The sequence below is a fragment of the Microbacterium sp. NPDC097977 genome, from assembly GCF_040302605.1.
Classification (GTDB): Bacteria; Actinomycetota; Actinomycetes; order Actinomycetales; family Microbacteriaceae; genus Microbacterium.
On the sequence record NZ_JBEOUR010000025.1, the window covers coordinates 16,172 to 40,199 of the forward strand.

Annotated in this window: 21 protein-coding genes, 1 tRNA gene and 1 other RNA gene; 7 read left to right on the plus strand and 16 right to left on the minus strand. The window is 69.9% G+C overall.

Annotation, left to right across the window (positions count from 1 at the left end; translation table 11 throughout):
- Positions 1 to 175 precede the first annotated feature (175 nt).
- Together ABTZ43_RS07855 and ffs are read right to left on the minus strand one after the other, a co-directional pair.
- Positions 176 to 811, minus strand: a complete 636-nt coding sequence (locus ABTZ43_RS07855; protein ID WP_262492063.1) for a rhomboid family intramembrane serine protease — start codon at positions 809 to 811, stop codon at positions 176 to 178.
- Positions 812 to 854: 43 nt separating this feature from the next.
- Positions 855 to 951, minus strand: an RNA gene (ffs, locus tag ABTZ43_RS07860) — signal recognition particle sRNA small type.
- A 155-nt stretch (positions 952 to 1,106) separates the two neighbouring features.
- On the opposite strand from ffs, the gene ABTZ43_RS07865 reads away from it, so the two are divergent.
- Genes ABTZ43_RS07865 through ABTZ43_RS07875 form a run of 3 tightly spaced genes read left to right on the plus strand, consistent with a single transcriptional unit; the run spans position 1,107 to position 5,567 of the window.
- A complete protein-coding gene (locus ABTZ43_RS07865) occupies positions 1,107 to 2,096 on the plus strand; it encodes an AAA family ATPase (RefSeq protein WP_045254260.1) in 990 nt (329 codons plus the stop codon).
- A gap of 11 nt (positions 2,097 to 2,107) precedes the next feature.
- Positions 2,108 to 3,322: a DUF58 domain-containing protein gene (locus ABTZ43_RS07870; protein WP_350538420.1), complete on the plus strand. Its 1,215-nt coding sequence runs from the start codon at positions 2,108 to 2,110 to the stop codon at positions 3,320 to 3,322.
- The gene (locus ABTZ43_RS07875; protein WP_350538421.1) at positions 3,309 to 5,567 is read left to right on the plus strand and encodes a transglutaminase TgpA family protein; all 2,259 of its coding nucleotides are present in this window, start codon (positions 3,309 to 3,311) and stop codon (positions 5,565 to 5,567) included. The genes ABTZ43_RS07870 and ABTZ43_RS07875 overlap by 14 nt, the downstream gene beginning before the upstream one ends.
- Positions 5,568 to 5,572: 5 nt before the next feature.
- Here ABTZ43_RS07875 and trhO read toward each other — a convergent pair whose 3' ends face one another.
- On the minus strand, positions 5,573 to 6,463 hold the full coding sequence (trhO, locus tag ABTZ43_RS07880) for an oxygen-dependent tRNA uridine(34) hydroxylase TrhO (RefSeq protein WP_056420165.1): 891 nt from the start codon (positions 6,461 to 6,463) through the stop codon (positions 5,573 to 5,575).
- A gap of 9 nt (positions 6,464 to 6,472) precedes the next feature.
- A complete protein-coding gene (locus ABTZ43_RS07885; protein ID WP_350538422.1) occupies positions 6,473 to 7,333 on the minus strand; it encodes an aminoglycoside phosphotransferase family protein in 861 nt (286 codons plus the stop codon).
- A 200-nt stretch (positions 7,334 to 7,533) separates the two neighbouring features.
- Here ABTZ43_RS07885 and ABTZ43_RS07890 point away from each other — a divergent pair.
- Positions 7,534 to 7,621, plus strand: a tRNA-Ser gene (locus tag ABTZ43_RS07890).
- Positions 7,622 to 7,745: 124 nt separating this feature from the next.
- Here ABTZ43_RS07890 and ABTZ43_RS07895 read toward each other — a convergent pair.
- The 8 genes from ABTZ43_RS07895 to ABTZ43_RS07930 all read right to left on the minus strand — a co-directional run bounded on the left by ABTZ43_RS07895 (position 7,746) and on the right by ABTZ43_RS07930 (position 16,868).
- Positions 7,746 to 8,342, minus strand: coding sequence for a GNAT family N-acetyltransferase (locus ABTZ43_RS07895; protein ID WP_350538423.1), 597 nt, complete (start codon positions 8,340 to 8,342; stop codon positions 7,746 to 7,748).
- A 30-nt stretch (positions 8,343 to 8,372) separates the two neighbouring features.
- Positions 8,373 to 9,008 carry a phosphatase PAP2 family protein gene (locus ABTZ43_RS07900; protein WP_350538424.1) on the minus strand — a complete coding sequence of 212 codons (636 nt, stop codon included), beginning with the start codon at positions 9,006 to 9,008 and terminating at the stop codon, positions 8,373 to 8,375.
- Between the two features lie 67 nt (positions 9,009 to 9,075).
- Positions 9,076 to 10,440 (minus strand): multidrug effflux MFS transporter, encoded by a 1,365-nt coding sequence (locus ABTZ43_RS07905; RefSeq protein ID WP_502885349.1) that lies wholly within the window; start codon positions 10,438 to 10,440, stop codon positions 9,076 to 9,078.
- Positions 10,441 to 10,668: 228 nt separating this feature from the next.
- On the minus strand, positions 10,669 to 11,817 hold the full coding sequence (locus ABTZ43_RS07910) for a cystathionine gamma-synthase (protein WP_350538425.1): 1,149 nt from the start codon (positions 11,815 to 11,817) through the stop codon (positions 10,669 to 10,671).
- Positions 11,818 to 11,883: 66 nt separating this feature from the next.
- On the minus strand, positions 11,884 to 13,260 hold the full coding sequence (locus tag ABTZ43_RS07915; RefSeq protein WP_149422544.1) for a cystathionine beta-synthase: 1,377 nt from the start codon (positions 13,258 to 13,260) through the stop codon (positions 11,884 to 11,886).
- Positions 13,261 to 13,350: 90 nt separating this feature from the next.
- Positions 13,351 to 14,310 carry a carbohydrate ABC transporter permease gene (locus ABTZ43_RS07920; RefSeq protein WP_056420153.1) on the minus strand — a complete coding sequence of 320 codons (960 nt, stop codon included), beginning with the start codon at positions 14,308 to 14,310 and terminating at the stop codon, positions 13,351 to 13,353.
- Complete coding sequence (locus ABTZ43_RS07925; protein WP_056420510.1) at positions 14,307 to 15,446, minus strand: carbohydrate ABC transporter permease; 1,140 nt, start codon at positions 15,444 to 15,446, stop codon at positions 14,307 to 14,309. The genes ABTZ43_RS07920 and ABTZ43_RS07925 overlap by 4 nt, the downstream gene beginning before the upstream one ends.
- Before the next feature lie 105 nt (positions 15,447 to 15,551).
- Positions 15,552 to 16,868: an ABC transporter substrate-binding protein gene (locus ABTZ43_RS07930; protein ID WP_350538426.1), complete on the minus strand. Its 1,317-nt coding sequence runs from the start codon at positions 16,866 to 16,868 to the stop codon at positions 15,552 to 15,554.
- Positions 16,869 to 17,145: 277 nt separating this feature from the next.
- On the opposite strand from ABTZ43_RS07930, the gene ABTZ43_RS07935 reads away from it, so the two are divergent.
- Positions 17,146 to 18,150, plus strand: a complete 1,005-nt coding sequence (locus ABTZ43_RS07935) for a LacI family DNA-binding transcriptional regulator (RefSeq protein ID WP_149422542.1) — start codon at positions 17,146 to 17,148, stop codon at positions 18,148 to 18,150.
- 97 nt (positions 18,151 to 18,247) lie between these two features.
- Here ABTZ43_RS07935 and rplL read toward each other — a convergent pair whose 3' ends face one another.
- The 3 genes from rplL to ABTZ43_RS07950 all read right to left on the minus strand — a co-directional run bounded on the left by rplL (position 18,248) and on the right by ABTZ43_RS07950 (position 21,188).
- Positions 18,248 to 18,625 carry a 50S ribosomal protein L7/L12 gene (gene rplL / locus ABTZ43_RS07940; RefSeq protein WP_056420148.1) on the minus strand — a complete coding sequence of 126 codons (378 nt, stop codon included), beginning with the start codon at positions 18,623 to 18,625 and terminating at the stop codon, positions 18,248 to 18,250.
- Between the two features lie 48 nt (positions 18,626 to 18,673).
- On the minus strand, positions 18,674 to 19,162 hold the full coding sequence (rplJ, locus tag ABTZ43_RS07945; RefSeq protein ID WP_045254248.1) for a 50S ribosomal protein L10: 489 nt from the start codon (positions 19,160 to 19,162) through the stop codon (positions 18,674 to 18,676).
- A 232-nt stretch (positions 19,163 to 19,394) separates the two neighbouring features.
- A complete protein-coding gene (locus ABTZ43_RS07950; protein WP_350538427.1) occupies positions 19,395 to 21,188 on the minus strand; it encodes a glycoside hydrolase family 15 protein in 1,794 nt (597 codons plus the stop codon).
- A 51-nt stretch (positions 21,189 to 21,239) separates the two neighbouring features.
- On the opposite strand from ABTZ43_RS07950, the gene ABTZ43_RS07955 reads away from it, so the two are divergent.
- On the plus strand, positions 21,240 to 22,604 hold the full coding sequence (locus ABTZ43_RS07955; protein ID WP_149422540.1) for a glucose-6-phosphate dehydrogenase: 1,365 nt from the start codon (positions 21,240 to 21,242) through the stop codon (positions 22,602 to 22,604).
- Positions 22,605 to 22,672: 68 nt separating this feature from the next.
- Positions 22,673 to 23,365: a YqaJ viral recombinase family protein gene (locus tag ABTZ43_RS07960; RefSeq protein ID WP_056420138.1), complete on the plus strand. Its 693-nt coding sequence runs from the start codon at positions 22,673 to 22,675 to the stop codon at positions 23,363 to 23,365.
- A gap of 63 nt (positions 23,366 to 23,428) precedes the next feature.
- Here ABTZ43_RS07960 and ABTZ43_RS07965 read toward each other — a convergent pair whose 3' ends face one another.
- Positions 23,429 to 23,941: a hypothetical protein gene (locus ABTZ43_RS07965; protein ID WP_350538428.1), complete on the minus strand. Its 513-nt coding sequence runs from the start codon at positions 23,939 to 23,941 to the stop codon at positions 23,429 to 23,431.
- Positions 23,942 to 24,028: the final 87 nt, after the last annotated feature.

Below are 24,028 nucleotides of genomic sequence, written 5' to 3' on the forward strand. Positions count from 1 at the left end.
CTGCGCTGCGCACGACGGCGCGGCGACATCCGCCTGCGGCGCGAGCGGGCCCGCGCAGACGGCCCACGGCGCTTCGCCGCGCCGGCCCGAGATCCTCCGCCGGCCCGTGATCCTGTCCCGACCCGAGATCCTGTGCGCCGACGCGCCGTCGAACGGCGCCCTCCCCCGGTGCCGCTCATCCGCCCCGGACTCCGCCCGCGCGCGCCCTCGGCACCGGCCGCCGACCGACGAGAGCGGCGAGCCCGCCGCCGACGGCACCGAACAGGTGCGCCTGCCAGGAGATGCCCTCGCGCACGCCGACGACGCCGGCGAGCATCGATCCTCCGTACAGTCCGATCACGATGATCGCGATCACCGCGTACAGCACCCGGTGCGAGACCCGACCGGGCGCGAACACCCGCATGATCGTGTAGCCGAAATACCCGAAGACGAGACCGGAGGCGCCGACGGTGAGCGCCCCCGGCGCGTTCAGGATCCAGGTGCCGAGGCCGCCGATCACCGCGGCGAACGCGGTCACCGCCCAGAATCGCCGTGCGCCCTCGACGGCGACGAGACAGCCGAGCACCAGCAGCGGCACGGTGTTGCCGATCAGGTGTGCCCAGTCCGCGTGCAGGAGAGGACCGACGACGATGCCGCCGAGGCCGGTGAGATCCCACGAACGAAGGCCGAAGCCGGTGAAGGATCCGGGGAGCACGGCATCGGCGGCTTGGATGAGCCACATGGCTGCGACCAGCAGAACGGGCGATGCGAAACGACCGAGTGCGCGGGAGCGCGGAGAGTCGGCGGTTCTGATCACGTCTGGCCCTGTCACGTCACGATCCTGGCAGGACTGCCCCGGAGGACGCTGACAAAAAGAAAGCGGCCCTCCGCGCACCCAGCAGAGCCCGGTTACCCTTGCTGCGTTTCCGCCCTGGGGGAATTGGCCTGGATGCCGCCACGCGGAGAGCCGTGGACGAGTCTAGCCGATGCGCGGACCCCCTCTACGACAGACCGGCCGATCATCGACGTCGCGCCCTTCGGATGCGGCGACCGTTGTCACCCCATCCGAAGGGAGCCGGGTTACGATCGGTTCACGCGCACCGCAGCGCCCACGCGAGAGGGAACGCATGCCAGAGAATCCGCCCCTGACCCCGGCCGTCGCCGACGCCGAGCAGTTCGCCGCGCAGACGACTGCCATCCTCGGTTCGGTCGGACGGGTGATCGACGGCAAGCCCGATGCCGTGCGCAGCGCCCTCGTCTGCCTGCTCGCCCAGGGCCATCTGCTGATCGAAGACGTCCCCGGCGTCGGCAAGACCATGCTGGCGCGTGCTCTGGCCGCGAGCGTCGATGCGACCGTCCGCCGCATCCAGTTCACCCCCGACCTGCTGCCGGGAGATGTGACCGGGGTCAGCGTCTACAACCCCGTCGATCGGGAGTTCGAGTTCAAGCGCGGCGCGGTGTTCGCGCACATCGTGATCGCCGACGAGATCAACCGCTCCTCCCCCAAGACCCAGTCCGCACTGCTCGAGGCGATGGAGGAGGGACAGGTGACGGTCGACGGGTCGACCCACATGCTGCCCGACCCGTTCCTCGTGGTGGCGACCCAGAACCCCCTCGAGATGGAGGGCACGTACGCCCTCCCCGAGGCTCAGCGGGATCGTTTCATGATGCGCATCTCGATGGGGTATCCGGATGCCGCGGCCGAGGCCCTGATGCTGCGTCAGCGCGACGTCGTGAACCCCCTCGCGTCGATCACCCCCGTCGCCGACGCCGCGTCGATCTCGGGTCTGATCGCGTGGGCGCGGTCGGTGCATGTCGCGCCGGCGCTCGAGGAGTACACGGTGGCTCTCGCTCAGGCGACACGATCCGACCCGAACCTGCATCTGGGGGCGAGCCCGCGAGCGACACTGCAGCTGATCAGGGCCGCGAAGGTGTGGGCGGCCCTCGACGGCCGTGACTTCGTGATCCCCGATGACGTCACCGCACTCCTGCTCCCGGTGTTCGCACACCGTCTGCTCCCGGCCCGCGGAGCGCAGCGTGCCGGTGCCCAGCCGGTCGAGGCGGCGCTGCGTCAGATCGTCGAGCGGGTTCGCGTGCCCGTGGCCGCCCGCTCCTGATCCCCGCCGCCATGCCTCGTCGTCGAACGCTCACGCTGCGGGGCACGGCCGCGCTCCTCGCCGGCCTCGGATGCCTGATCGCCGCCAACCTGGTCGGCGCGCAGATCCTCCTGCACGTCGGCGTGCTCTTCCTCGCCGTGACCGCGTTCTCGGTGCTCGCGGTACGACTGCCCCGTCGCTCCGGTTCGGTGGCACGGCAGGTCTCCACCGACCTGCTGACCGTCTCCGAGACCTCGCGCGTCACCGTGCGCGTCTCGCTGCGTGCGATGCGCGTGCCGCGAGGACTGTGGCGAGACGTCCTGCCCGATGCGGTGACGGGCGACGCCGCGGGCGAGTACCCGCCCGAGGCCGGTCAGCTCGGCTATGCGATCACCGGCGTACGCCGAGGCGTGTGGCCGGTCGGCCCCTTCGTGCTGCGCACGGTGGATCCCTTCGGACTCGCCCAACGCGAGCAGGCCTTCGGTGAGACCCGCAGCGTGACGGTCGTCCCCGAGGTGTTCGCTCTCGCCCCGCTCGCGGTCAAGGTGGGCGCCGCCGGCGGCACGGCGCAGACCTCGTCGAGCAGGCTCGGCCAGGGCAGCGACAACCTCTCGCCGCGTCGGTACATCCCCGGTGACTCGATGCGTCGTATCCACTGGCGCGCGACCGCGCATCGGGGGCAGCTGATGGTGCGGCAGGAGGAGGAGGAATCGAGCCCGGACGCGCTCGTCGTCCTCGACCGCAGCGCGGGGAGCTGGGCACGGCCGGGAGATGCGGCGGATCCCGCCTTCGAGGCGGCGGTGTCGATGTGCGCCTCCGTCGCCGTGCATCTGGAGCAGGAGGGGTACGGCGTCGACGTGATCGACAGCGGCGGCACGCTCCTCGGCACCCTGCGCGGACATGAGGACGACCGCGACGGCCTGCTCGTCTCCCTCGCGCTGGTCGCTCCGCGCGGGGACGCGCGGGACATCGCGGCCCTCGTCGGAGGCACGCCTCCCGGCCCTCTCGTGTACATCACCGGCGAGCTGGACGAGGAGGATGCGGCGCTCCTGCGCCCCTCCGGCGCCGCCGCGCCCCTGCTGTTCGCCACGGGTGCCCTCCCCGGCGCGGCGGAGGCCGCCGGACAGCACGGCTGGCGCTTCGCGGAGCTCTCGGACGACATCGCCGAGGCATGGGCGGATGCCCTCCCCGAGCGCACCGCACCGAGCCACGCCGGTCCGCGGAAGGCCGCAGATGTCGCGGACTGAACGCAGGTCGCGGCGCTCGACCCGGCTGCCGTGGCGTCGCGAGCACGAGCTCCCCGCGGGCACCGTGCTGCCGTCCGTCCTCGCGGCGGCGGCTGGGCTCGTCGCGATGTGGCCGTTCACCTCTGTCATCCAGCCGGGCGCCTGGGCGTCCACTGTCCTCCTGGTCATCGTCGCGATCGCCCTCACGGGGATGGTCGTGCGCACCTCGATGCGCAGACGTGCGTCCTGGGTCCGCGATCTCACCACGATCGGCGTGCAGGTGGTGGTCGCCGCCGGGCTCATCGTGCTGGTGGTCGCCGGCGACACCGCCGTCCTCGGGGTCATCCCGACGGATTCGACGGTCTTCGTGTTCCAGACGCTCGCGTCCGCCGCCTGGGAGGAGATCGTCTACGGGGCCGCCCCGATCGCGTCGTCGCCCGGCCTCGAGGCCATGATGGGTGCCGGCTTCGCCCTCGTCGCCGTGCTGCTCGACCAGCTCGTCGCGCAACGTGGAGCCGTGCTCGCCGGGCTCCTGACCGCCGTCGTCGGAGCGGTTCCCATGATCGTCACCCTCGGCGGCGTGGACATCGTGTGGTTCATCGCCCTGGCCATCCTGATCCTCGTTCTGCTCCGGTATTCGGGAGCCCAGGACCCGGAGTCCCCACGACGCTCCTCCGTGGCGGTCGGGATGGCCGTGGGCGTCGCCGCGCTCGCGGTGACCGTCGTGGTGGCCCCCCTGCTCCCGGTGTCCGCGAGTCTCGCGGGTACCGGTGCCGGCGTCACCGTCGACGCCTCGCTGCGCCTCGGCGACGACCTGCGCCAGCCGAATCCGGTCGAGGTGCTGACGGTCGCGACCACGGCCGACACCGCGCCCTATCTCCGGCTCACGACCCTCTCCGAGTTCGACGGACGCGTGTGGGAGCCGGACCGCGGCGGCCTGCAGTCCCAGGACGAGGGATTCGGGCCCGCGGAGTGGACCGACGACATCGAGACCACCGACGAGAACACGTCGATCCGGGTCATCCGCATGTCGAGCGCCTGGCTGCCGGTCCCCTACCCCGCCACCGACGTGCAGGGCCTCCCCGCGTCCTGGAGGGTGAGTCCGGACAATCGCACCCTCGCCTCGCGCACCGCGGATGCGGTCGGCAGCGACTACACGGTGCGCTCGGTCGAGGTCTCTCCCTCGCTCGAGCAGATCCGCGCGATCCCCGCCGCCGAGGCGGCGACGGACCCGGAGAACGAGGCGTTCGAGATCCCCGAGGCGGTCAGCGAGACCGCCGCCGAGGTCACCGCAGGTGCGACCAACGACTACGACCGCCTGATCGATCTGCAGTCCTGGTTCCGCAGCGAGTTCACCTACTCCCTCGAGACGCCGGTCGACGAGGGTTTCGACGGCACGGGCGCCGACGCGGTCGAGCAGTTCCTCGACGTGCGCTCCGGGTACTGCATCCACTTCGCCGGAGCGTTCGCGCTGATGGCCGAGAGCCTCGACATGGACGTGCGCATCGTCGTGGGGTACCTGCCCGGTGTGCTCACCGAGACGAAGCGCGGCGACGAGTCCGTGTATTCGGTGTCCAGCGATCAGCTGCACTCCTGGCCCGAGGTGCGTTTCCCCGGCATCGGATGGGTGCCTTTCGAGCCCACCGCCTCTCTGGGTGTGCCCACGGCGTTCACGGCGGCGGCCACGACGGGCGGCGGCTCTCCGGAGGCGGCGACCCCCGCACCGACGACCGCTCCGACAGCGCAGACCAGCTCGGGACCCGACATCGAGCGCCAGGATGCCGGGGACAACTCCGGCGCGACCTCACAGCTGCGCACCCTGGACCCCACCCCGGTGCTGCTCACGACGCTCGCCGTGCTGGTGGCGCTGCTGCTTCCGGCTCTGATCCGCCTCGCGGTCCGCGCCTCACGTCGCGGGCGTGCTCGACGCGGCGACGCGGCGGCCGCGTGGGCGGAACTGCGCGCCACCCTGGAGGATCTGCATCTGCCGCTGTCGGATGCGGAGACTCCGCGGGTGCGCGGCGACGACCTCATTCGGGATGACCGGGTGGATGCCGAGGCGATGCGCACGATCGTCGCCGCGGTCGAGCGGGCGAACTATGCCCGTGCGTCGTCGCGGACCGCGCACGATCTCGACGCCGCCCTCGGCACGGTGCTGGCAGGTCTGCGGCACAGTGTCGACCGGGGCGCGCGCGTTCGCGCATTCCTGGTGCCGCGTTCGCTGTTCATCGGCGGTCGCGTCGACCCGGCGCTGCTGACGCCCTGACGCCGTCAGGCGGCGTGGCGCTCGCAGCGCACGGAGTCGCAGTCCTCGCAGACGACGAACTGGGTGCGGCATGACGCATCGGGGCAGTTGGCCGTGCGCCGGGTGGCGGCACCGCATCCGACGCACTCGCCGATGACGGCGGCGTGGGGCGAGAAGTCCACCGACCCGCGCTTGTCGAAGACGTAGAGGGATCCGTCCCACAGTCCGTCGTCGCCGTACTGCTCCCCGTAGCGGACGATGCCGCCCTCGAGCTGGTACACCTCTCCGAAGCCCCGTGCGGTCATCAGACTCGAGAGCACCTCGCAGCGGATCCCGCCCGTGCAGTAGGTGACGACCGGCTTGCCTTTGAGGTCGTCGTACGCGCCCGAGTCGAGCAGCTGGACGAAGTCGCGGGTGGTCTCGGTGTCGGGCACCACGGCCCCGCGGAATCGTCCGATCTGGGCTTCCAGCGCGTTGCGCCCGTCGAAGAAGACGACGTCGTCGCCGCGGCGCTCGACCAGCTCGTGCAGCTCGTCGGGAGTGAGGCGCTGACCGCCGCCCACGACGCCGTGCTCGTCGACCCGCAGCTCGCCCGGCGCCCCGAACGAGACGATCTCCTCGCGCACCTTGACGCTCAGTTTCGGGAAGTCGATGCTGCGCCCGTCGGCATCGACGCCGGTGCCGTCGCTCCACTTGATGTCGGTGTCGGCGAACGGCGCGTACGAGCGGAACGACCGCGCCCAGCGCTTGAGCACGCGTACGTCGCCGCCGAGGGTGCCGTTGACCCCGTCCTTCGATATCAGCAGTCGACCGCGCAGCCCCAGCGCCTCTCCGAGGTCTCGCTGCCACACCCGGATCGCCTCGGGGTCGGCGATCGGGGTGAAGACGTAGAAGAGGACGATCTTGGGGGTTGCCACCCAGAGATCCTACGTCGTGCGCAGCGGGGCCCTGGCACCCAGCAGCCGGCCGACATGGCGGTGCACGGCCGGGACCAGTGCGACGTTCTCTCCGGCGTCGGCGCGGGCGAGCAGCCTCGTCATCACGTACAGCTGCGAGACGACACCGCCCTCGGACTCGAGGTCGGCGCGGAAGAGGCGGGAGATCCGTTCGGCGATGCGCGGCACACCGAGCGAATGCCCCAGCAGGAACGCCGCGTCGTATCCCCGAGGTGCGAGCCCCCACGCCTCCCAGTCGGCGATGGCGAACGGATCGCAGTGCAGGTTGTTCCAGTGCAGGTCTCCGTGCCCGGGCACCCAGGCGCTCGGGTCGACGTCGAGATCGATGCCGAAGAACACCGAGACGCGGCGCTGCACGGTCTCGGGGTCGAGCACTCTGCGCTCCGTCGTCGCCTGTGACACCGTGCCGAGGCTCTGGACGAGCGCCTCCCACCACGAGTCACCCAGCCGCGGCACCCGCTCGAGCACCGCCGTCGATGCGCAGGCCCGGCCCGGCAGCAGGCTCATGAGCTCTGCTCGGTAGACGAGGGAGGCATCCTCCCAGGCCCGTACGTCGAGCACCCTGGGCTTGGGGATGCCGACGAGCGTCGACGCGTCGACATTGCCGGTCCACCAGTCGCCGCCCGCCTGCGCACGACGGGAGCGGACCACCCGCAGCCACACCTGCGCCCCGGCGTGCTCGACGACCGAGCCGATGGAGCGATCCCGCCACCCGAATCTGACGCGACCGAGACCGCGCGCCCCCATCTCCGCGAGGGCTCGCGCATGCGCCGCCCGCATCGCGGAGCGTACAGAGGTGCTGATCAGGGGTGTCGAACCGACGGTCGTCATCGAGGTCCTTCCATGAACTGACACGTACGCCTGACAGCATAACGTCCTCATTCGAGGATAGGAACCGCGTAGCCCGGATGCAACGGCTCGCACGATCGCATTCCGGTACATCCGAACCGCGACCAGGCGTGGGCGTCCCCTCCGCGCCCGCCTGGTCATGGCCCCTCCGTCCGATCGGCTAGACTGTTCAGGTTGTTCCTGGTGACGTGTCCGAGCGGCCGAAGGAGCACGCTTGGAAAGCGTGTGTTGTGCAAGCAACCGCGGGTTCGAATCCCGCCGTCACCGCCAAAAAGCACGAAGGGTCTCCGCGCCAGCGGGGGCCCTTCGTGCTTTTTATCGAGCGTTGGGGATTCGGGGAGGAGCGAGCGCAGCGAGCACCGGAGTCCCGCCGCCCCGCCACGCCGCGGTCAGGTCAGAAGCGCACGCCGTAGCTCTGGCCGCCGGCCTCCGCGGGCAACGGCGTCATGCCGAGGCGCTCGTAGAACGCCGCGGCGCCGGTGTTGTTCGGGTCCATGCCCAGGTGCAGTCCGCGCACCCCGCGCCGGGTGAGCTCGGCGAACAGGGTCCGGATCAGCTGCCGACCGAGTCCCTGCCCCTGCGTCTCCGGAAGCAGGTCGATGTGCAGGTGCGCGGGGTACTCCGCGGAGTGGGCGTCGCGTCCGGGCGCCTGGGTGTAGCCGTGCTCGATCATCCGCTCCTCGCGGGTCGTCGGGGTCTCGGCGCGGGGGTAGCGCCCCTGCAGGGCCGGCCACCACTCGTCACGGAACCAGGTCGCGAACGCCTCGGTATCGTCGGTCGCGACGATGTACCCGATCGCCCGGCCGTCATCGGCCTCGACCACCCATGCGAGATCCGGATGCCGCTCCACGTAGGGCACGGCGAAGAGGTCACCCCAGAGCGCGTCGTCCGAGAGGATGCCCGTGGCGTCGGCGCCGGCATCCGCGGTCCTCGTGCAGATCTCGTACAGTGCGGCGCGGTCGGACGGACGGTACGGACGGATGCGGGACACGACGGCTCCTCGATGAGATGGGGTGTGCGCTCAGCCTATCGGCGCGGGCCCCGGCTCTCGCCGCGAGTCCCGCCGCACCCACGGCAGGAGCAGCGCGCCGAGCACCAGGACGACACCGGCCCCGAGCAGCGCTCCGCCCAGCGTGTCGGTCGCCCAGTGCACCGACAGCAGCGTGCGCGAGATCGCCATCAGGACGATCCAGGCGATCCCGAGGATCGCCGTCCACAGACGCGGGAACACCAGCCAGAGCACCACGGCGATCGTCGCCGCGTTCGCGGTGTGCCCCGACGGGAAGGACCCGAAGTCGCTCGCGACGATCATGTCCTCCGGGCGGGCGCGACCGAAGAGCTGCTTGAGCAGCTGCACGGCTCCCGCGCTCGCGAGGAAGGCGATGGCGGCGAAGACGGCCGCCTGCCATCGCCGCGCGATGAGCAGCGCGAGGATCACGAGCAGCGGCACGACGAGGATCGCCACCCAGCCGCCGCCGATGTGATCGAGGGTCAGGGCGAACGACAGCATCCAGTCGGCGCGGTTCTCGACGACCTCCCGGTTCCACCAGACGTCGAACCCGGGCGGCTCGGTGTACCCGAAGACGATGGCCGCCCCGAGGAGCGTCGCCGCAGCGAGCATCCCGATTCCCCACCACAGCAGCGCACGTGTTCTCATCCGACCATTCTGCCGGTCGGAGCCTGGGCGTTCGGGACGCTGGGCCGAGTCGTCTGGCGCCGAGCGGTCAGGGGGCGAGCATCCCCACGGTGCGCGGACGCACGATGAGCCACAGCGACAGCACGCCGATCGCCGCGCAGCCGACCATGACCGAGGCCATCGTGGTGGCGGTGATCCCCGCACCCTGCGAGATCCACCCCACGATCGGGGAGATGAGCCCCGCGACACCGAAGTTGGTGGCCCCGATCACCGAGGCCGCGGTGCCCGCCGCCTTGCCGTGCCGGTCGAGGGCCAGCACCTGCACGTTCGGGAAGGTGAATCCGCAGGCGGTCATGAAGGCGAAGAGCGGGATGACCGTGCCCCACAGCCCGAGGCCGAGCTGATCGGTGACGATGATCGCCGCGCCCGCGATCAGCAGCACGGCGGTCGAGTAGGCCATCACCCACTGCGGACCGAACCGCGCGGCGAGCCGCGAGGCGGTCTGCACACCGGCGACGACGCCCAGCGAGTTCACCGCGAAGAGGAGCCCGTACTGCTGCGCGTCGAGACCGTGCGTCTGCTGGAACAGGAACGGCGACGCGGACAGGTACGAGAACAGCCCCGAGAAGGTCATGCCGCCGATGATGAGCACGCCGATGAAGACGCGGTCGGAGAACACCGAGCGGTAGCGCTGCAGCACCGTGGCGCCGCCCTTCTCCTGACGCCGGGCGGCCGGCAGCGTCTCGGGCACGAACAGCGCGGTCGAGACGAGCATCACCACGCCGTAGAGCGCGAGCACGACGAAGATCCCGCGCCAGGGCATGAGCGTGAGCAGCCACGAGCCGATCAGCGGCGCGGCGACCGGGGCGACCCCTGAGACGAGGGCGAGCCGCGAGAGCATCACGACCAGACGACGCCCGCCGAACAGGTCGCGCACGATCGCCATGGCGACGACGCCGCCGGCCGCGGCACCCACGCCCATCAGCACGCGGGCGCCGCTGAGCAGCGGAAGAGTGGGGGCGTAGGCGGCTGCGGCGCTCGCGAGCACGTGCAGCGCCGTCACGGCGATCAGCGGCACCCGCCGACCGACCTTGTCGCTCAGCGGTCCGACCACGAGCTGACCGAGCGCGAAGCCGATCATCGTCCCGGTGAGGGTGAGCTGGATCGCCGCCGCGGTGGTCTCGAAGTCCTGCTCGAGCACGGGGAACGCGGGCAGGTACAGGTCGATCGTGAACGGACCGAGAGCGGTGAGTGCGCCGAGCAGCACGATGTACAGCGCGCGACGACCGTTCGAGAGCGAGTCGCCGGGGTGCAGCATGATCGGTGCGGTGGCGGGATTCGAGCCCAGCGTGCGGATCGCGCCGGTGGCGGACGGGACGCGGATGCTACCGGTGGCAGTCCGCTCGACGTCGGGCGTCGTGGGAATGGAGTCTGTGCGTGGAGCGTCGGGCACGACGGTCCTTCCGGGATGTCGAGGGGAGGGGATCGAGTCGCAGGGCGGTCGGATCGTCGAGGAATCTCGAAACGATTCGATCCGGGCGAGCCTCCATGCTACCTCCCCGCTCGCGCGCATCCGCATGCCGAGAAGACGGATGCAGGGCGAAAACCCCGGGGGTTCCCGCCTGCATCCGTCTTCGGGACCTGCAGATATGGGGCGGCGCGTGCCGCCGACCGGTCGACCTCAGAGTCGGGCGAGGCCCTGCTCGAGATCGGCGATGAGGTCGTCGACGCCCTCGATCCCCACCGACAGCCTGACGACGTTCTCCGGCACGGCGAGAGCGGTGCCGCGCACCGAGGCGTGCGTCATGTCCGGCGGATACCCGATCAGCGACTCGACGCCGCCGAGCGATTCCGCGAGCTGGAAGAGCTCGGTCGACTCGGCGAACGCCTTCGCCGCGCCGGCTCCGGCCGAGAGGCCGAGCGACAGCATCCCGCCGAACCGGCTCATCTGGGCCGCCGCGATGTCATGGCCGGGATGCGAGTCGAGTCCCGGGTAGTAGACGGTCGCGAACTCCGAGCGTCCGGTCGCCCACTCGGCGATCGCCTGCGCGTTCTCGGAGTGCTGTCGCACGCGCACCGCGAGCGTCTTGATGCCGCGCGTCGTGAGCCAGGCGTCGAAGGGCGCCGACACCGCGCCGACGGCGAACTGCTGGAACGTGACCTGCTCGACGAAGCGGTCGTCGCCGAACACCACCGCTCCGCCGAGGACGTCGGAATGCCCGCCGAGATACTTCGTGGTGGAGTGCACGACCAGATCCGCACCGAGCGAGAGCGGCTGCTGCAGCGCCGGCGAGGCGAAGGTGTTGTCGACGACGGCGATCGCACCGGCCGCGTGCGCGATCTCGGAGACGGCCGCGATGTCGACGATCTTGAGCAGCGGGTTGCTGGGCGTCTCGACCCAGACGATCTTCGTCTCCGGGCGGATCGCCGCACGCAGCTCATCGGCGTCGGACATCTCCACCGTCGTCGTCTCGACGCCCCAGTTCGCGAACACCCGCGTGAACAGGCGATATGTGCCGCCGTAGACGTCGTTGCCGAGAACGACGTGGTCCCCGGGCCTGAGGATGCCGCGCAGCAGCGCGTCCTCGGCCGCGAGCCCCGAGGCGAACGACAGCGCGGTCGTTCCGCCCTCGAGGGCGGCGAGCTGCGTCTCGAGCGATGAGCGGGTGGGGTTGCCCGCACGGTTGTACTCGTAGCCGCCGCGGAACCCGCCGATGCCGTCCTGCACATGGGTGGAGGCCTGGTAGATGGGCGGGATGATCGACCCGGTGGTGGGGTCGGGCGCCTGACCTGCGTGGATGGCTCGGGTGGCGAAGGCATGCTCTGACATGCCCTCCACCCTACGTCCGGCCGGGTGACGGCATCCGCTCCTGTTACGCCCGGGGTCGCCCGCGACTCACCGCGAGATGTACGAGAGCAGATCCTGGCGGGTGAGCACGGTGTGGGGCTTGCCGTCGGCGGTCACCAGCAGCGCGTCGACATCGGCGAGCGCGGCACGCGCCTGCGCGAGGGGCGCGTGGATGCCGATGAGCGGCAGCCTCTCCCCCACGTGCTGGCCGACCGCGTCGGCCGGCTTCGCGTCTCCGCGGAACAGCAGGTCGAGCAGCCCCTTCTCGTCGACCGTGCCGACGACCTCGCCCATCATGACGGGCGGCTCGGCGCTCAGCACCACGAGCTGCGACACGTCGTACTCGGTCATCATGCCGATGGCCTCGAGCACCGTGTCGGTGGGATGCGCGTGCACGAGGTCGGGGATCCCCTCGCCGCGCCGGGAGGAACGGGTCGCCAGCACGTCGGCGACGGTCTCCCCCTCCTCCACCTCGCTGAAGCCGTACGACCGCATCCAGCCGTCGTTGAAGATCTTGCCGAGGTAGCCGCGCCCGCCGTCGGGCAGCAGCACCACCATGATCGCGTCGGCCGGCAGCTCGCGTGCGATCCGCAGCGCTCCGACGACGGCCATCCCGCTGGATCCTCCGACGAGGATCCCCTCCTCGCGGGCGAGCCGCCGGGTCATCGCGAACGATTCGGCGTCGCCGACCGCGACGATCTCATGGGGCACACTCGGATCGTAGGCGCCGGGCCAGATGTCCTCGCCCACGCCCTCGACCAGGTACGGGCGTCCCGTCCCCCCGCTGTACACGCTGCCCTCGGGGTCGATGCCCACGATGCGCACGCGGTCGTCCGACACCTCGCGCAGGTAGCGGCCGGTGCCGGTGATGGTGCCCCCAGTGCCGACGCCGGCGACGAAGTGCGTGATCCGCCCGTCGGTGTCGCGCCAGATCTCGGGGCCCGTGGTCTCGTAGTGGCTGCGGGGGCCGTTCGGGTTCTCGTACTGATTGGGCTTGAAGGCGCCGGGGATCTCGCGGGCGAGTCGATCGCTCACGCTGTAATACGACTCCGGGCTGTCGGCGGCGACCGACGTGGGGGTGACGACGACCTGCGCGCCGTAGGCGCGCAGCACGTCGATCTTGTCCTCGCCGACCTTGTCGGGCAGCACGAAGACGCAGGTGTAGCCGCGCTGCTGCGCCACGAGGGCGAGGCCCACGCCGGTGTTGCCGCTCGTCGGCTCGACGATCGTGCCGCCGGGCTTCAGTTCTCCCGAGGCCTCGGCCGCGTCGATGATGCGCGAGGCGATGCGGTCCTTCGCCGACCCTCCCGGGTTCAGGTACTCGAGCTTCACGAGCACGGTGCACTCCACGCCCTCGGTGACATGCCGGAGCTTCACGAGGGGCGTGTCGCCGACGAGGTCGACGATGGAGTCTGCGTACTTCATGTTCACAGCGTACGTGCGACGATGCCGCGACCGGGACTGTATGTCACCCGATCGCGGCATCGTGTCATCCGCTTCCGTAACCTGCCGGAATCAGCCCTTCGTGGACCCGGCCAGGAGTCCGCGGACGAAGAACCGCTGCAGCGAGAAGAACACGATCAGCGGAACGATGATCGACACGAACGCCCCGGCGGTGAGCAGGTACCAGCCCTCGCCGCGACCGGTGATCTCGGCGAGCACCTTCGTGATCGGCGAGGCGGCGCCGTCGGCGAACACCAGGGCGACGATCAGGTCGTTCCAGACCCAGAGGAACTGGAAGATCGCGACCGACGCGATCGCCGGCATCGTGAGCGGCAGCACCACGCGGAAGAAGATCTGTCCGCGCGATGCACCGTCGACGCGCGCGGCCTCGATGATCTCGCCCGGGATCTCCGACATGAAGTTGTGCAGCAGATAGATCGCCAGGGGCAGCGCGAACATGGTGTGGGCGAACCAGACCTGCGCATACCCGCCCGCGACATCGAGCCCCAGCGTCACCTGCACCCCGAAGAGGTTGATGCCCCGCGAGAACGACGACAGCAGCGGGACCAGCGCCATCTGGATCGGCACGATCTGGAGGGCGAACACGAAGATGAACAGCGCGTTGCGTCCCTTGAACTCGATCCACGAGAAGGCGTACGCCGCCATGGCCGCGATCATCAGCGGGATGATCGTGGCCGGGATGGTGATCACGATCGAGTTGAAGAAGGACTCCAGGATCGTCAGCTGTGTGGTGCCGGACTGCAGCACGGCCGCGTAGTTGTCCAGGGTCAGCTGCGGGTTGGTGAAGAAGGTCCACCAGCCGGTTGTCTCGATCGCCTCGCGTTCGCGGAACGACGATATGAACAGGCCGACCGTCGGGATCGTCCAGAGGACGGCGATGACGATCGATGCGACGGTCGCCCAGGGTCGGCTGAGACGCTTGCGCGCTCGTCCGGCCGAGGCTTCGAACCTGCCCCCGGTGGTGATCGCCCTCGTGCTGGCGGGGGTCTCTGACTTCACTGTGTCGGTCATCGGATCTCCCGCTGCTTCTTGATCTGGCGCGCGTTGTAGATGACGATCGGCAGCACCAGGATGAACAGGATGACGGAGAGCGCAGCGCTGCGTCCCGCCTCGAACTTCGAGAACTGGGTGTACATCTCGTTCGCGAGCACCGACGTGCCGTAGTTTCCACCGGTCATGGTGCGCACGATGTCGAAGACCTTCAGCGAGGCGATCGAGATCGTGGTCAGCACGACGATGAGTGCCGGTCGGATCGACGGGATCGTGACCGACCAGAAGCGCTCCCAGGCGTTCGCGCCGTCGAGCTCGGCCGCTTCGAGCAGCTCCTGCGGCACGCCCTTGATGGACGCCGACAGCACGACCATCGCGAAACCGGTCTGCACCCAGATCAGCACCACGATGAGAGCGAGGTTGTTCCAGGGTCCGTTCAGCAGGAACTGCTGCGGCTCGCCGCCGAACCAGACCAGGATCTGGTTGAGGAGACCGATCTGCTCGAACTCGCCGCCGCGGTAGGCGTAGACGAAGCGCCAGATGATGCTGGCGCCGACGAACGAGATCGCCATCGGCATGAACACCAGCAGCTTGTAGACCTTCTCGCCGCGGGTCTTGTCGATGAAGACGGCGTAGGCGAGGCCGATGAGGGTGGAGAGCGTCGGGACGAGCAGCACCCAGACGATCGTGTTGACGACCGACGAGACGCCGTCGGACTGGGTGAAGATCCAGAGGTAGTTCGAGAAGCCGACGAAGTCACTGCCCGTCGAGTTCCAGAACGACGCGTAGACCGTCTGGATCGACGGCAGGATCAGGCCCGCCAGCAGCAGCAGCATCGCCGGTGCCATGAACGCGACCAGCTGGATCAGGTATCCCGCGCCGTCGCGGGAGCGGTAGTCGAGGAAGAAGAACAGTGCGCCGACGGCGACGGCGACTCCCATCGCCCAGTAGTAGGAGTTGAAGAAGAACATCACCGCGAGCGGGATGAGCAGGCACATCGCGAGGCGGATGCCGGTGTAGAGCGCTCCCTTGCGGGGGGCGATGTCGACGAGAAGCAGGATGACCACCACGACCACCGCGAAGGCGATGACCACGGCGACGGCCTGGAGGATCGGCGGCAACGTGCCGATCCATTGGAAGAACACAGTCGCGTTCACGGATTCCCCTTTGCAGAGACGGAGCAGATCGAGCGGCCCGAGCGACACCGCTCAGGCCGGGTGTGAGAAGGAGGGCCGCCCCTCGGGGCGGCCCTCCTCATCCGATCAGCTGGAGGGCCAGCCGGTCTGGATCTGCGTCAGGACATCATCCGTGGAGGTGCCGTTGACCCAGGCTACGATCCCCTTCCAGAACGTTCCCGAACCGACCGCACCCGGCATCTGGTCGGATCCGTCGAAGCGGAACGTCACCGAGTCGTCCTGGAGGAGCTTGATCGACTCCTGCAGGATCGGGTCCTCGACCACGTCGAGGTTGACACCCTTGTTTGCCGAGGTCACGCCGCCGAGGGCGAGGCGGCTGTCCGCCCACTCGGGGCTGGACAGGTACTCCAGCACCTTCTGCGTCGCCTCGTCGTCGCTGAACGCGCCGACGATCTCGCCACCACCGGTGATGAGCGTCTCGTCCGGGCTCGAGCTCGGCGTCAGGAACGCCCAAACGTCGCCGTCCTCGGCGAAGTTGGTGCCCTCGGGGAAGAAGCCCGAGAGGAACGACGCCTGGTGGGTCAGCGCGCACTCGCCGCTGGCGACCTTGCCCGCCACGTCGCCGAAGGCGGTCGAGTTGATCGAACGCACGTCACCGAAGCTGGCGTTGACGTACTCCGGGTTGAGCAGGATCTCGCCGGCCGTGTCGAAGGCGTCCTTGATCTGCGGGTCGGTGAACGGGATCTCGTTCTTGACCCACTGGTCGTAGACGTCGGGGCCCGCGTTGCGGAGCACGAGGTCTTCGATCCAGTCGGTGCCGGGCCAGCCGGTCGCGACGCCCGACTCGAAGCCGGCGCACCACGGCGCTCCGCCGCTCTTGTCCTTGATCGTCTGGGTGAGCGTCATCAGCTCGTCCCAGGTCGTGGGCTCTTCGACGCCCCACTCGGCGAACTTGGTGGGCGAGTACCAGATCCATCCCTTGACGCTCGCCATCAGCGGAGCGCCGTAGAAGGTGCCGTCGTAGGTGCCGAAGTCGATCCAGCCCTGGGTCCACCCCTCTTCGGCGTTCTTCTTGACGGCATCCGGAGCCGGCTTCAGCAGGTCGCGCGACGCGTAGTCCGCGAACAGACCCGGCTGCGGGAAGATCGCGATGTCCGGCGGGTTCCCACCCTGTGCGCGGGTGCCGAGCTGCGTCTCGAAGTCCTGGCTTCCCTCGTACTTGATCGTGATGTCGTTCTCCTTCTCGAAGTCCGCCCACGACTGCGCGAGGAGTTCCGCCTCACCCTCGACGATCGTTCCGTAGATGGTGACGGTGTTGTCGCCGCCGCCCCCTCCGCCACCGCCGGCCGCACCGCCGGGAGCACCACAACCGGCGAGCGCGATGCCTGCGACTCCGAGCAGAGCGATTGGCGCGTAACGCCGAGAACGCTGTGACAGACCCATGTGAATTCTCCTCTTCGAGTTTCACGGTCCCGAGCTGATTCCGCGCCGCCCCTGGCGCGGAATCGGGAACCGATTCCAGGCCAACCTACCGGGGCGCGACAACCGGACACAACACGAGAACATCACAAGCTCGCAACCATTCGCCCGCGCGCGGAGCCTCGCGTGGGAGCGCTCCCTCCATAGCGACCTGGAACCGGTTCCCTTTTACGGGGTCAGCCGTTACGCTGACAACGGCGGCGGAGGGGCCGATGGCCGCCGCATGGTCGAGGAGGACCACATGAGCACGATCGCGGACGTCGCGGCGCGTGCGGGCGTATCGAAGGCGACGGCCAGTCGCGCGCTCAGCGGCCGCGGCTACGTGTCGGACGACACGCGCCGCCGGGTCGCCGAGGCCGCCGCCGCACTCGCCTACGTCGCGCACCCCTCGGCGACCAGCCTCGCCACCGGGCGCACGCAGACCGTGGGCGTGATCACACCGCCGGTCGACCGCTGGTTCTTCTCCGAGCTGCTCGCCGGCATCCAGGAGTCGCTGTTCGCGCTCGACTACGAGCTCGCCCTGTACGGGATGCCGGAGGGCACCGCGACCAGGGAGCGGCTGTTCGACTCCGTGCTGCCGGGGCGCCGCTTCGACGGCATCATCGCTGTCGGCATCCAGCCGAGCGCCCATGAACTCGATCGGCTGCGCCGATCGGACCGCCCCCTCGTCAGCGTCGGCCCCTACAGCGAGGGGTCCAGTGCCGTGTCGATCGACGACGTGGGCGCGGCGCGCATCGCCACCGAGCACCTGATCGAGCTGGGACACTCCGACATCGCCTTCGTCGGCGGCGCGAGCGAATCCGACGACCTCAGCTTCGGCGACGCCCAGCGCGTCGAGGGGTATCTCGAGGCCCTGGCCGCCGCCGGCCTCGAGTCGATCGCGCGGATCGCGGATTCACCGCCGACCATGCCCGGCGGGTACGCGGCCGCCGTCGAGCTGCTCGGCGACCGTCGGGGACGCCCGACCGCGATCGTGGGGGTGTGCGACGAGACCGCGATCGGGGCCATGATCGGCGCGCGGCGCCTGGGCATCGCGGTACCCACAGAGCTCAGCATCGTCGGCGTCGACGACCACCAGCACGCCGAGATGTTCGCCCTCACCACCATCAAGCAGTCGCCCCGCGAGCAGGGGCACGAGGCGGTGCGGCTGCTGCAGCGGCAGATCGATCATCCGGATGCACCCCGGGAACGCACCGTGACGGCATCCGCCCTGGTCGTGCGCAGCTCCACCGCCAGCCGACGCTGAGGCGCACGCCCCGGACGCACGAAAGCCCCGGGGCGACCCGGGGCTTTCATGAAGAATCCATCCGGGTCGCGGCGCAGAAGCCGCGACCCGGAGCGGATTACTTGAGGGTGACGGTGGCGCCGGCGGCCTCGAGGGCCTCCTTGGCCTTCTCGGCTGCTTCCTTGTTCGCGCCCTCGAGCACGGCCTTGGGAGCACCGTCGACGACGGCCTTGGCCTCGCCGAGACCGAGCGAGGTGAGCTCGCGGACGGTCTTGATGACCTGGATCTTCTTGTCGCCGGCAGACTCGAGGATGACGTCGAAGGAATCCTTCTCCTCGACCTCTTCTGCGGCCCCTCCACCAGCGCCGGCAACGGCGACGGGTGCAGCAGCGGTGACCTCGAACTTCTCCTCGAACGCCTTCACGAAGTCGTTGAGCTCGACGAGGGTCAGGCCGGCGAACTGCTCGAGCAGCTCCTCAGTGGTGAGCTTAGCCATGATGTATCTCCTAGATAGATGGGGTTTGTAGACGAGATCGCCGGACGCTTACGCGGCCTCTGCGGTCTCCAGCTTTTCGCGAAGCGCGTCGATGGTCGCGGCAGCCTTGCCCATCGTCGCCTTCATCATGCCCGCAGCCTTCGCCAGCAGAGCCTCACGGCTCTCGAGCGCGGCGTACTTGTTGACCTCGTCGGCAGAGAGGGCGTTGCCCTCGAAGATGCCGGCCTTGATCACGAGAAGCGGGTTGGCCTTGGCGAAGTCACGAAGAGCCTTGGCAGTGGCGACGAAGTCACCGTGCACGAACGCGACGGCCGACGGACCCTTGAGGTCGTCGTCCAGCGCGGTGATGCCAGCCTTGTTGGCGGCGATCTTGGTCAGCGTGTTCTTCACCACGGCGTACTCAGCGTCCTGACGGATGCTGTTGCGCAGCTCCTTGAGCTGGGCAACCGTCAGACCGCGGTACTCGGTCAGCAGAACGGCGGACGAGTTCTCGAATGACTTCGTGAGCTCGGCGACCGATGCATCCTTCTGCGCCATGGTCACTCCTTGGTGTGTACGAGGCGCCGCACGGTGGTGGGGCGCCGACTCCGACCGCATGCAACAGAAAAGCTCCGGCGCAAGCGCACGGAGCTTTGAGAAGTTCGTGTCCTGCGCGGGCCCCTGCTGAGCAGAGCTTCGATCGACTCGCGTTCACACGCTCGACGATGACCAGCGGTCTTCGGTTGATCCCACTGTACCCCACCCCCGCCGCCTCCCCAAATCAGGAGGATCAGCGTCGATGGGCAGAACGCCCGCCGTGCCCGGCGAGGGCGTCCGCCGCACGGATGAGGCTCAGGTGGGAGAGCGCCTGCGGAGTGTTGCCCGCCTGCCGCGCGTTCGCGACGTCGTACTCCTCCGACAGCAGACCGAGATCGTTCGCCATCGCGACCAGCCGCTCCATGAGGTCTCGGGCGTCGCCCGGGCGATCGCTGCTCGCGTACTGCTCGACGAGCCAGAAGCTGCAGGCGATGAAGGGATGCTCTCCCCCCTCCAGCCCGTCGACACCCGATTCGGTGCGGTAGCGGCGGACGAACCCGTCGGTGAGCAGCGTGCTCTCGATCTGCTCCACGGTGCGCAGCATCCGCGGGTCATCCGGCGCGCAGTACCCGACCTGCGGGAGCACGAGCAGGGACGCGTCGACCTCGGTGGACCCGTAGTGCTGCGTGAAGTACCCGTGCTCGGCGTCCACCCCGCGCTCGTCGATCTCGCGACGCAGCCCGTCGCGCACCTCGGCCCATCGACCGGCATCACCGGTAAGGCCCTGTTCCTGCACGGCGCGGACGCCGCGGTCGAGAGCCGCCCACATCATGACCCGGGAATGGGTGAACCACTGCGGTTCGCCGCGGATCTCCCAGATGCCGTTGTCGCGGCGCGAGATCGAGGCGATCACCTGCTCGATGAGGGCGCGCTGCAGCGGCCATGAGAAGTCGCCCTCCTCGAGACCCGCGATCCGCGCGCACTCGAGCGCGACCAGCACCTCGCCGATCACATCGCCCTGGTACTGGTCGACCGCGCCGTTGCCGATGCGCACCGGCGCCGCGCCGTCGTATCCGGGCAGGCTCGACAGCTCGCGCTCGACGAGGTCCCTCTCCCCGGCGATCCCGTACATGATCTGCACCTCGCTCGGCTCCCCCGCGACAGCGCGCAGCAGCCATCGCCGCCAGTGGTGCGCCTCGGTGAGGAACCCGTGCGCGATGAGGGCCTCGAGCGTCAGCGCGGCATCCCGCAGCCAGACGAAGCGGTAGTCCCAGTTGCGCGCGCCGCCGAACTCCTCGGGAAGCGATGTGGTGGCCGCGGCGACGATGCCCCCGGTGTCCTTGTTCGTCAGCGCCCGCAGCACGAGCAGCGAGCGGACGACCTCGTCGCGATACGGACCCTCGTGCTCGATGCCGCTCGCCCATCCCTGCCACCAGGACCGCGTGGCGGCCATCGCCTCGTCGACATCGAGCGGCTTCGGCGGATGCTCGTGCGAGGGGAACCAGCTGAGCGTGAGGTCGACGACCTCGTCGGCCGCGACCGTGAACGTCGCCCTGTGCACATGATCCTCGGCGACGAGACGCACCCCGCGGACGATCACCGCCTCCGGTCCCGCAGTCGCGTGGAGCGCGGGGTCCTCGACCGATCCCACCTGCCGCACCCAGGGCAGCCGACGCGAATAGTCGAAGTGCAGCCGGAGCTCGGTGGCGAACTCGACCCGACCTGCGATGCCGACGATCCGTCGCACCACGTCGCTGCGCGTCGGATGCAGGGGCATGAACTCCTGCACCTCGGCGACGCCGTCGGCCGTCTCCCACCGGGTCACGAGGAGGAACGTGTCCGAGACGTAGTGACGCTGCGAGGTGGCCGTCGCCTCGGTGGGGCGCAGGCCCCAGCATCCGTTGCGCGGCTCGCCCAGCAGCGCCCCGAACAGCGAGGGGGCGTCGAACCGGGGCAGACCGAGCCAGTCGATGCTGCCCTCGCGCGAGACGAGCGCGCCGGTGCGGCAGTCGCTGAGCAGGGCATAGTCCTCGATGGGAGCGGGCATCGCCCGATTCTGGCACGACAGTCTGTGGGTCGGACCGGTTACGGTGGGACCATGGCCGCTGCGACGACGCTCGTGATCTTCGGTGCCGGGGGCGACCTCACCTCCCGGCTCCTCCTTCCCGCACTGGGGCAACTGCTGACGCGGGAGCCGTCCCGTGCGGTGCGCATCGTGGGGGCCGACCGCGCGGACTGGACCGACGCCGACCTCGAGACGGTGGTGAAGAAGGCCTTCGCCTCGATGGATGCCGCAGACGCCGCTTCCCGCGTCGACGTGACCTACGTACGCACCGACATCACCGAGGCGGATGACCTGCGCGCGCTGCTCGAGGGCTGCACCGGACAGGTCGCCCTCTACTTCGCCGTGCCGCCGTCGGTGGCCGAGGCCTCCATCGGCGCCCTCACCTCCGAGATGCTGCCGGAGGGGGCGATGCTCGTCATGGAGAAGCCCTTCGGCACCGATGAGGCGAGTGCCCGCGCCCTCAACCGCACCCTCACCGCCCTGGTCCCCGAGGGACAGATCTATCGGGTCGACCACTTCCTCGGACGCTCGACCACGCTCAACCTGCTCGGTGCGCGCTTCGCGAACCGCATCCTGGAGCCGCTGTGGTCGGCCGACAGCATCGCATCCGTCGACATCGTGTACGACGAGGCGCTCGCGCTCGAGGGGCGCGCCGGCTACTACGACGCGGCCGGAGCGCTGGTCGACATGATCCAGAGTCACCTCCTGCAGGTGCTCGCGGTGCTCGCTATGGAGGAGCCCGCCACGCTCGACGAGGTCGACTTCCGCGCCGCGACGAGCGCCGTCCTCCGCGCCACCACCGTGTGGGACGACGACCCGGTGGCCTCCTCGCGTCGGGCCCGGTACACCGCGGGATCGGTCGGCGGTGCGCAGAAGCCCTCCTACGTCGACGAACCGGGGGTGGATGCCGACCGCCGCACGGAGACTCTGGCGGAGGCGACCTTCGAGGTGCGCAACGCCCGCTGGGCGGGAACGCCGTTCCGGCTGCGATCCGGCAAGGCACTCGGCACGCCGGCGACCGAGATCGTCGTGCGCTTCCGGCCCGTGCGGCATCTGCCGACCGGGCTCACCGGTTCGTCCGACGGAGCCGTGCTGCGGTTCTCGCTCGGCCCCGATCGGATCTCCCTCGAGCTGAATCTCAACGCGGCGGACGACCCGTTCGAGCTGGAGCGCGCCGCCCTGTCGGCCGAACTCGGCGAGGGCGCTCTCAAGGCCTATGCCGAGGTGCTGTCGGGGGTCCTCGACGGCGACCCGCTGCTCGCCGTCCGCGGCGACGCCGCCGAGGAGTGCTGGCGGATCGTCGCCCCCATCCTCGACGCGTGGCGGCGCGACGAGGTGCCGCTCGACGAGTACCCGGCGGGGTCGTCCGGCCCCGCCGACTGGCCCACCCCCGCCTGACCACCGCACCTGCGGCGGAGCGGCGTGTGAAGGGACGCAGAGTCCCCGGGCGGGGTTAGGGTCGAGAGGTGACTCCCGAACTCCGCGCACGCATCGTCGCGGACTCCCGTGACCGTGTGGCCTGGATGCGAGCCCGCTCGCGCGGCATCACCGCGACGGATGTCGCAGGACTCACCAGCGAGCGTTCGATCACCCGCGCTGCCGACTCCAAGCTCGGCGGCGGCCCCCGCTTCGGCGGCAACGCCTACACCGATCACGGCCGACGCCGAGAGCCCGAGATCGCCGCGTGGGTGGCGGCGACGCACGGCATCCTCCCCTCGTCGGCCCTGTTCCGCGCCGAGGTCGAGCACCGCCATCTGGCGACCCCCGACGGCATCGCCGTCGATGCCGACGGCCGCATCGAGCTCGCCGAGATCAAGACGACCAACAAGGCCTTCCGCGGCATCCCCCGCACGTACCTGCGCCAGATCTGGTGGCAGCAGCACGTGCTCGGCGCCGAGCGCACGCTCTTCGTCTGGGAGGAGCACGTCGACTTCGCTCCGATCCACGACGAGCCGCGGTGCGTCTGGATCGACCGCGACGACCGCGAGATCGCGAAGCTCGTCGGTCTCGCCACCGACCTCATCGACGAGCTCTACCGACGGACCACCGGCATGCAGGTGCCGCCCCGGATCGCCGAAGCCGCGGCCGCCGCCGCCGCCAGCCGTCGTGAGCACCTGCGCGAGCGCGACGCCTTCCGCGCGCTGGCGCTCGCCGACTGACGCCCCTCCCGCACGAGCATCCTGGCGCGCGAGCATCCTGGCGCGCGAGCATCCTCGTGCGCCTCAGGTGCAGCTGGAGCCGACGCCCAGCGCACCGACCGCGAGCTGTCGAGTCGCCCCGGCCGATACCCAGGTCGTGCCGACGAGGAGGTTGCGCGCCGTCATGGTCGTGGTGCTGCCCAGCAGATTCGTCAGCAGGCTCGCCAGCAGGCCCTGAGTGAGCACCGCCGTGTGGGTGTAGACGCCGCCGGCCGCCGGGCCGGTGGTCGTGATGTTCGCGGCGGGGACCGTCGCGGTCGTCGCCCCCTGCGTCAGGGTCAGGCTCACCCCCGTGGCGGGGTAGGGAGAAGTCCATACGAGCGTCACGCTCTGGAAGATCCCGAGGCCGTTGTTCACCGTGGTGCACGAGGTGATCGTCGGCACCGGAACGGTGAAGGCGCCGAACGTCGCGGTGGAGTACTCGCGATCGGTGAAGGCCGCGTCCGTCACCTGTGCGGGTGGCGTGAGGCCGACCCCGATCAGCAGCAGGGTGCCGGCGACTCCGCCGAGCATTCGTCGCCGCCCGCGCGCGCTCACGATCCGCCGCCCTGGGCGGCCGCACGCGCACGCGCGGCCGCGGCGAGCGCCCACCCGACAGCCAGCAGCACGAGCGCGCCGCCCAGC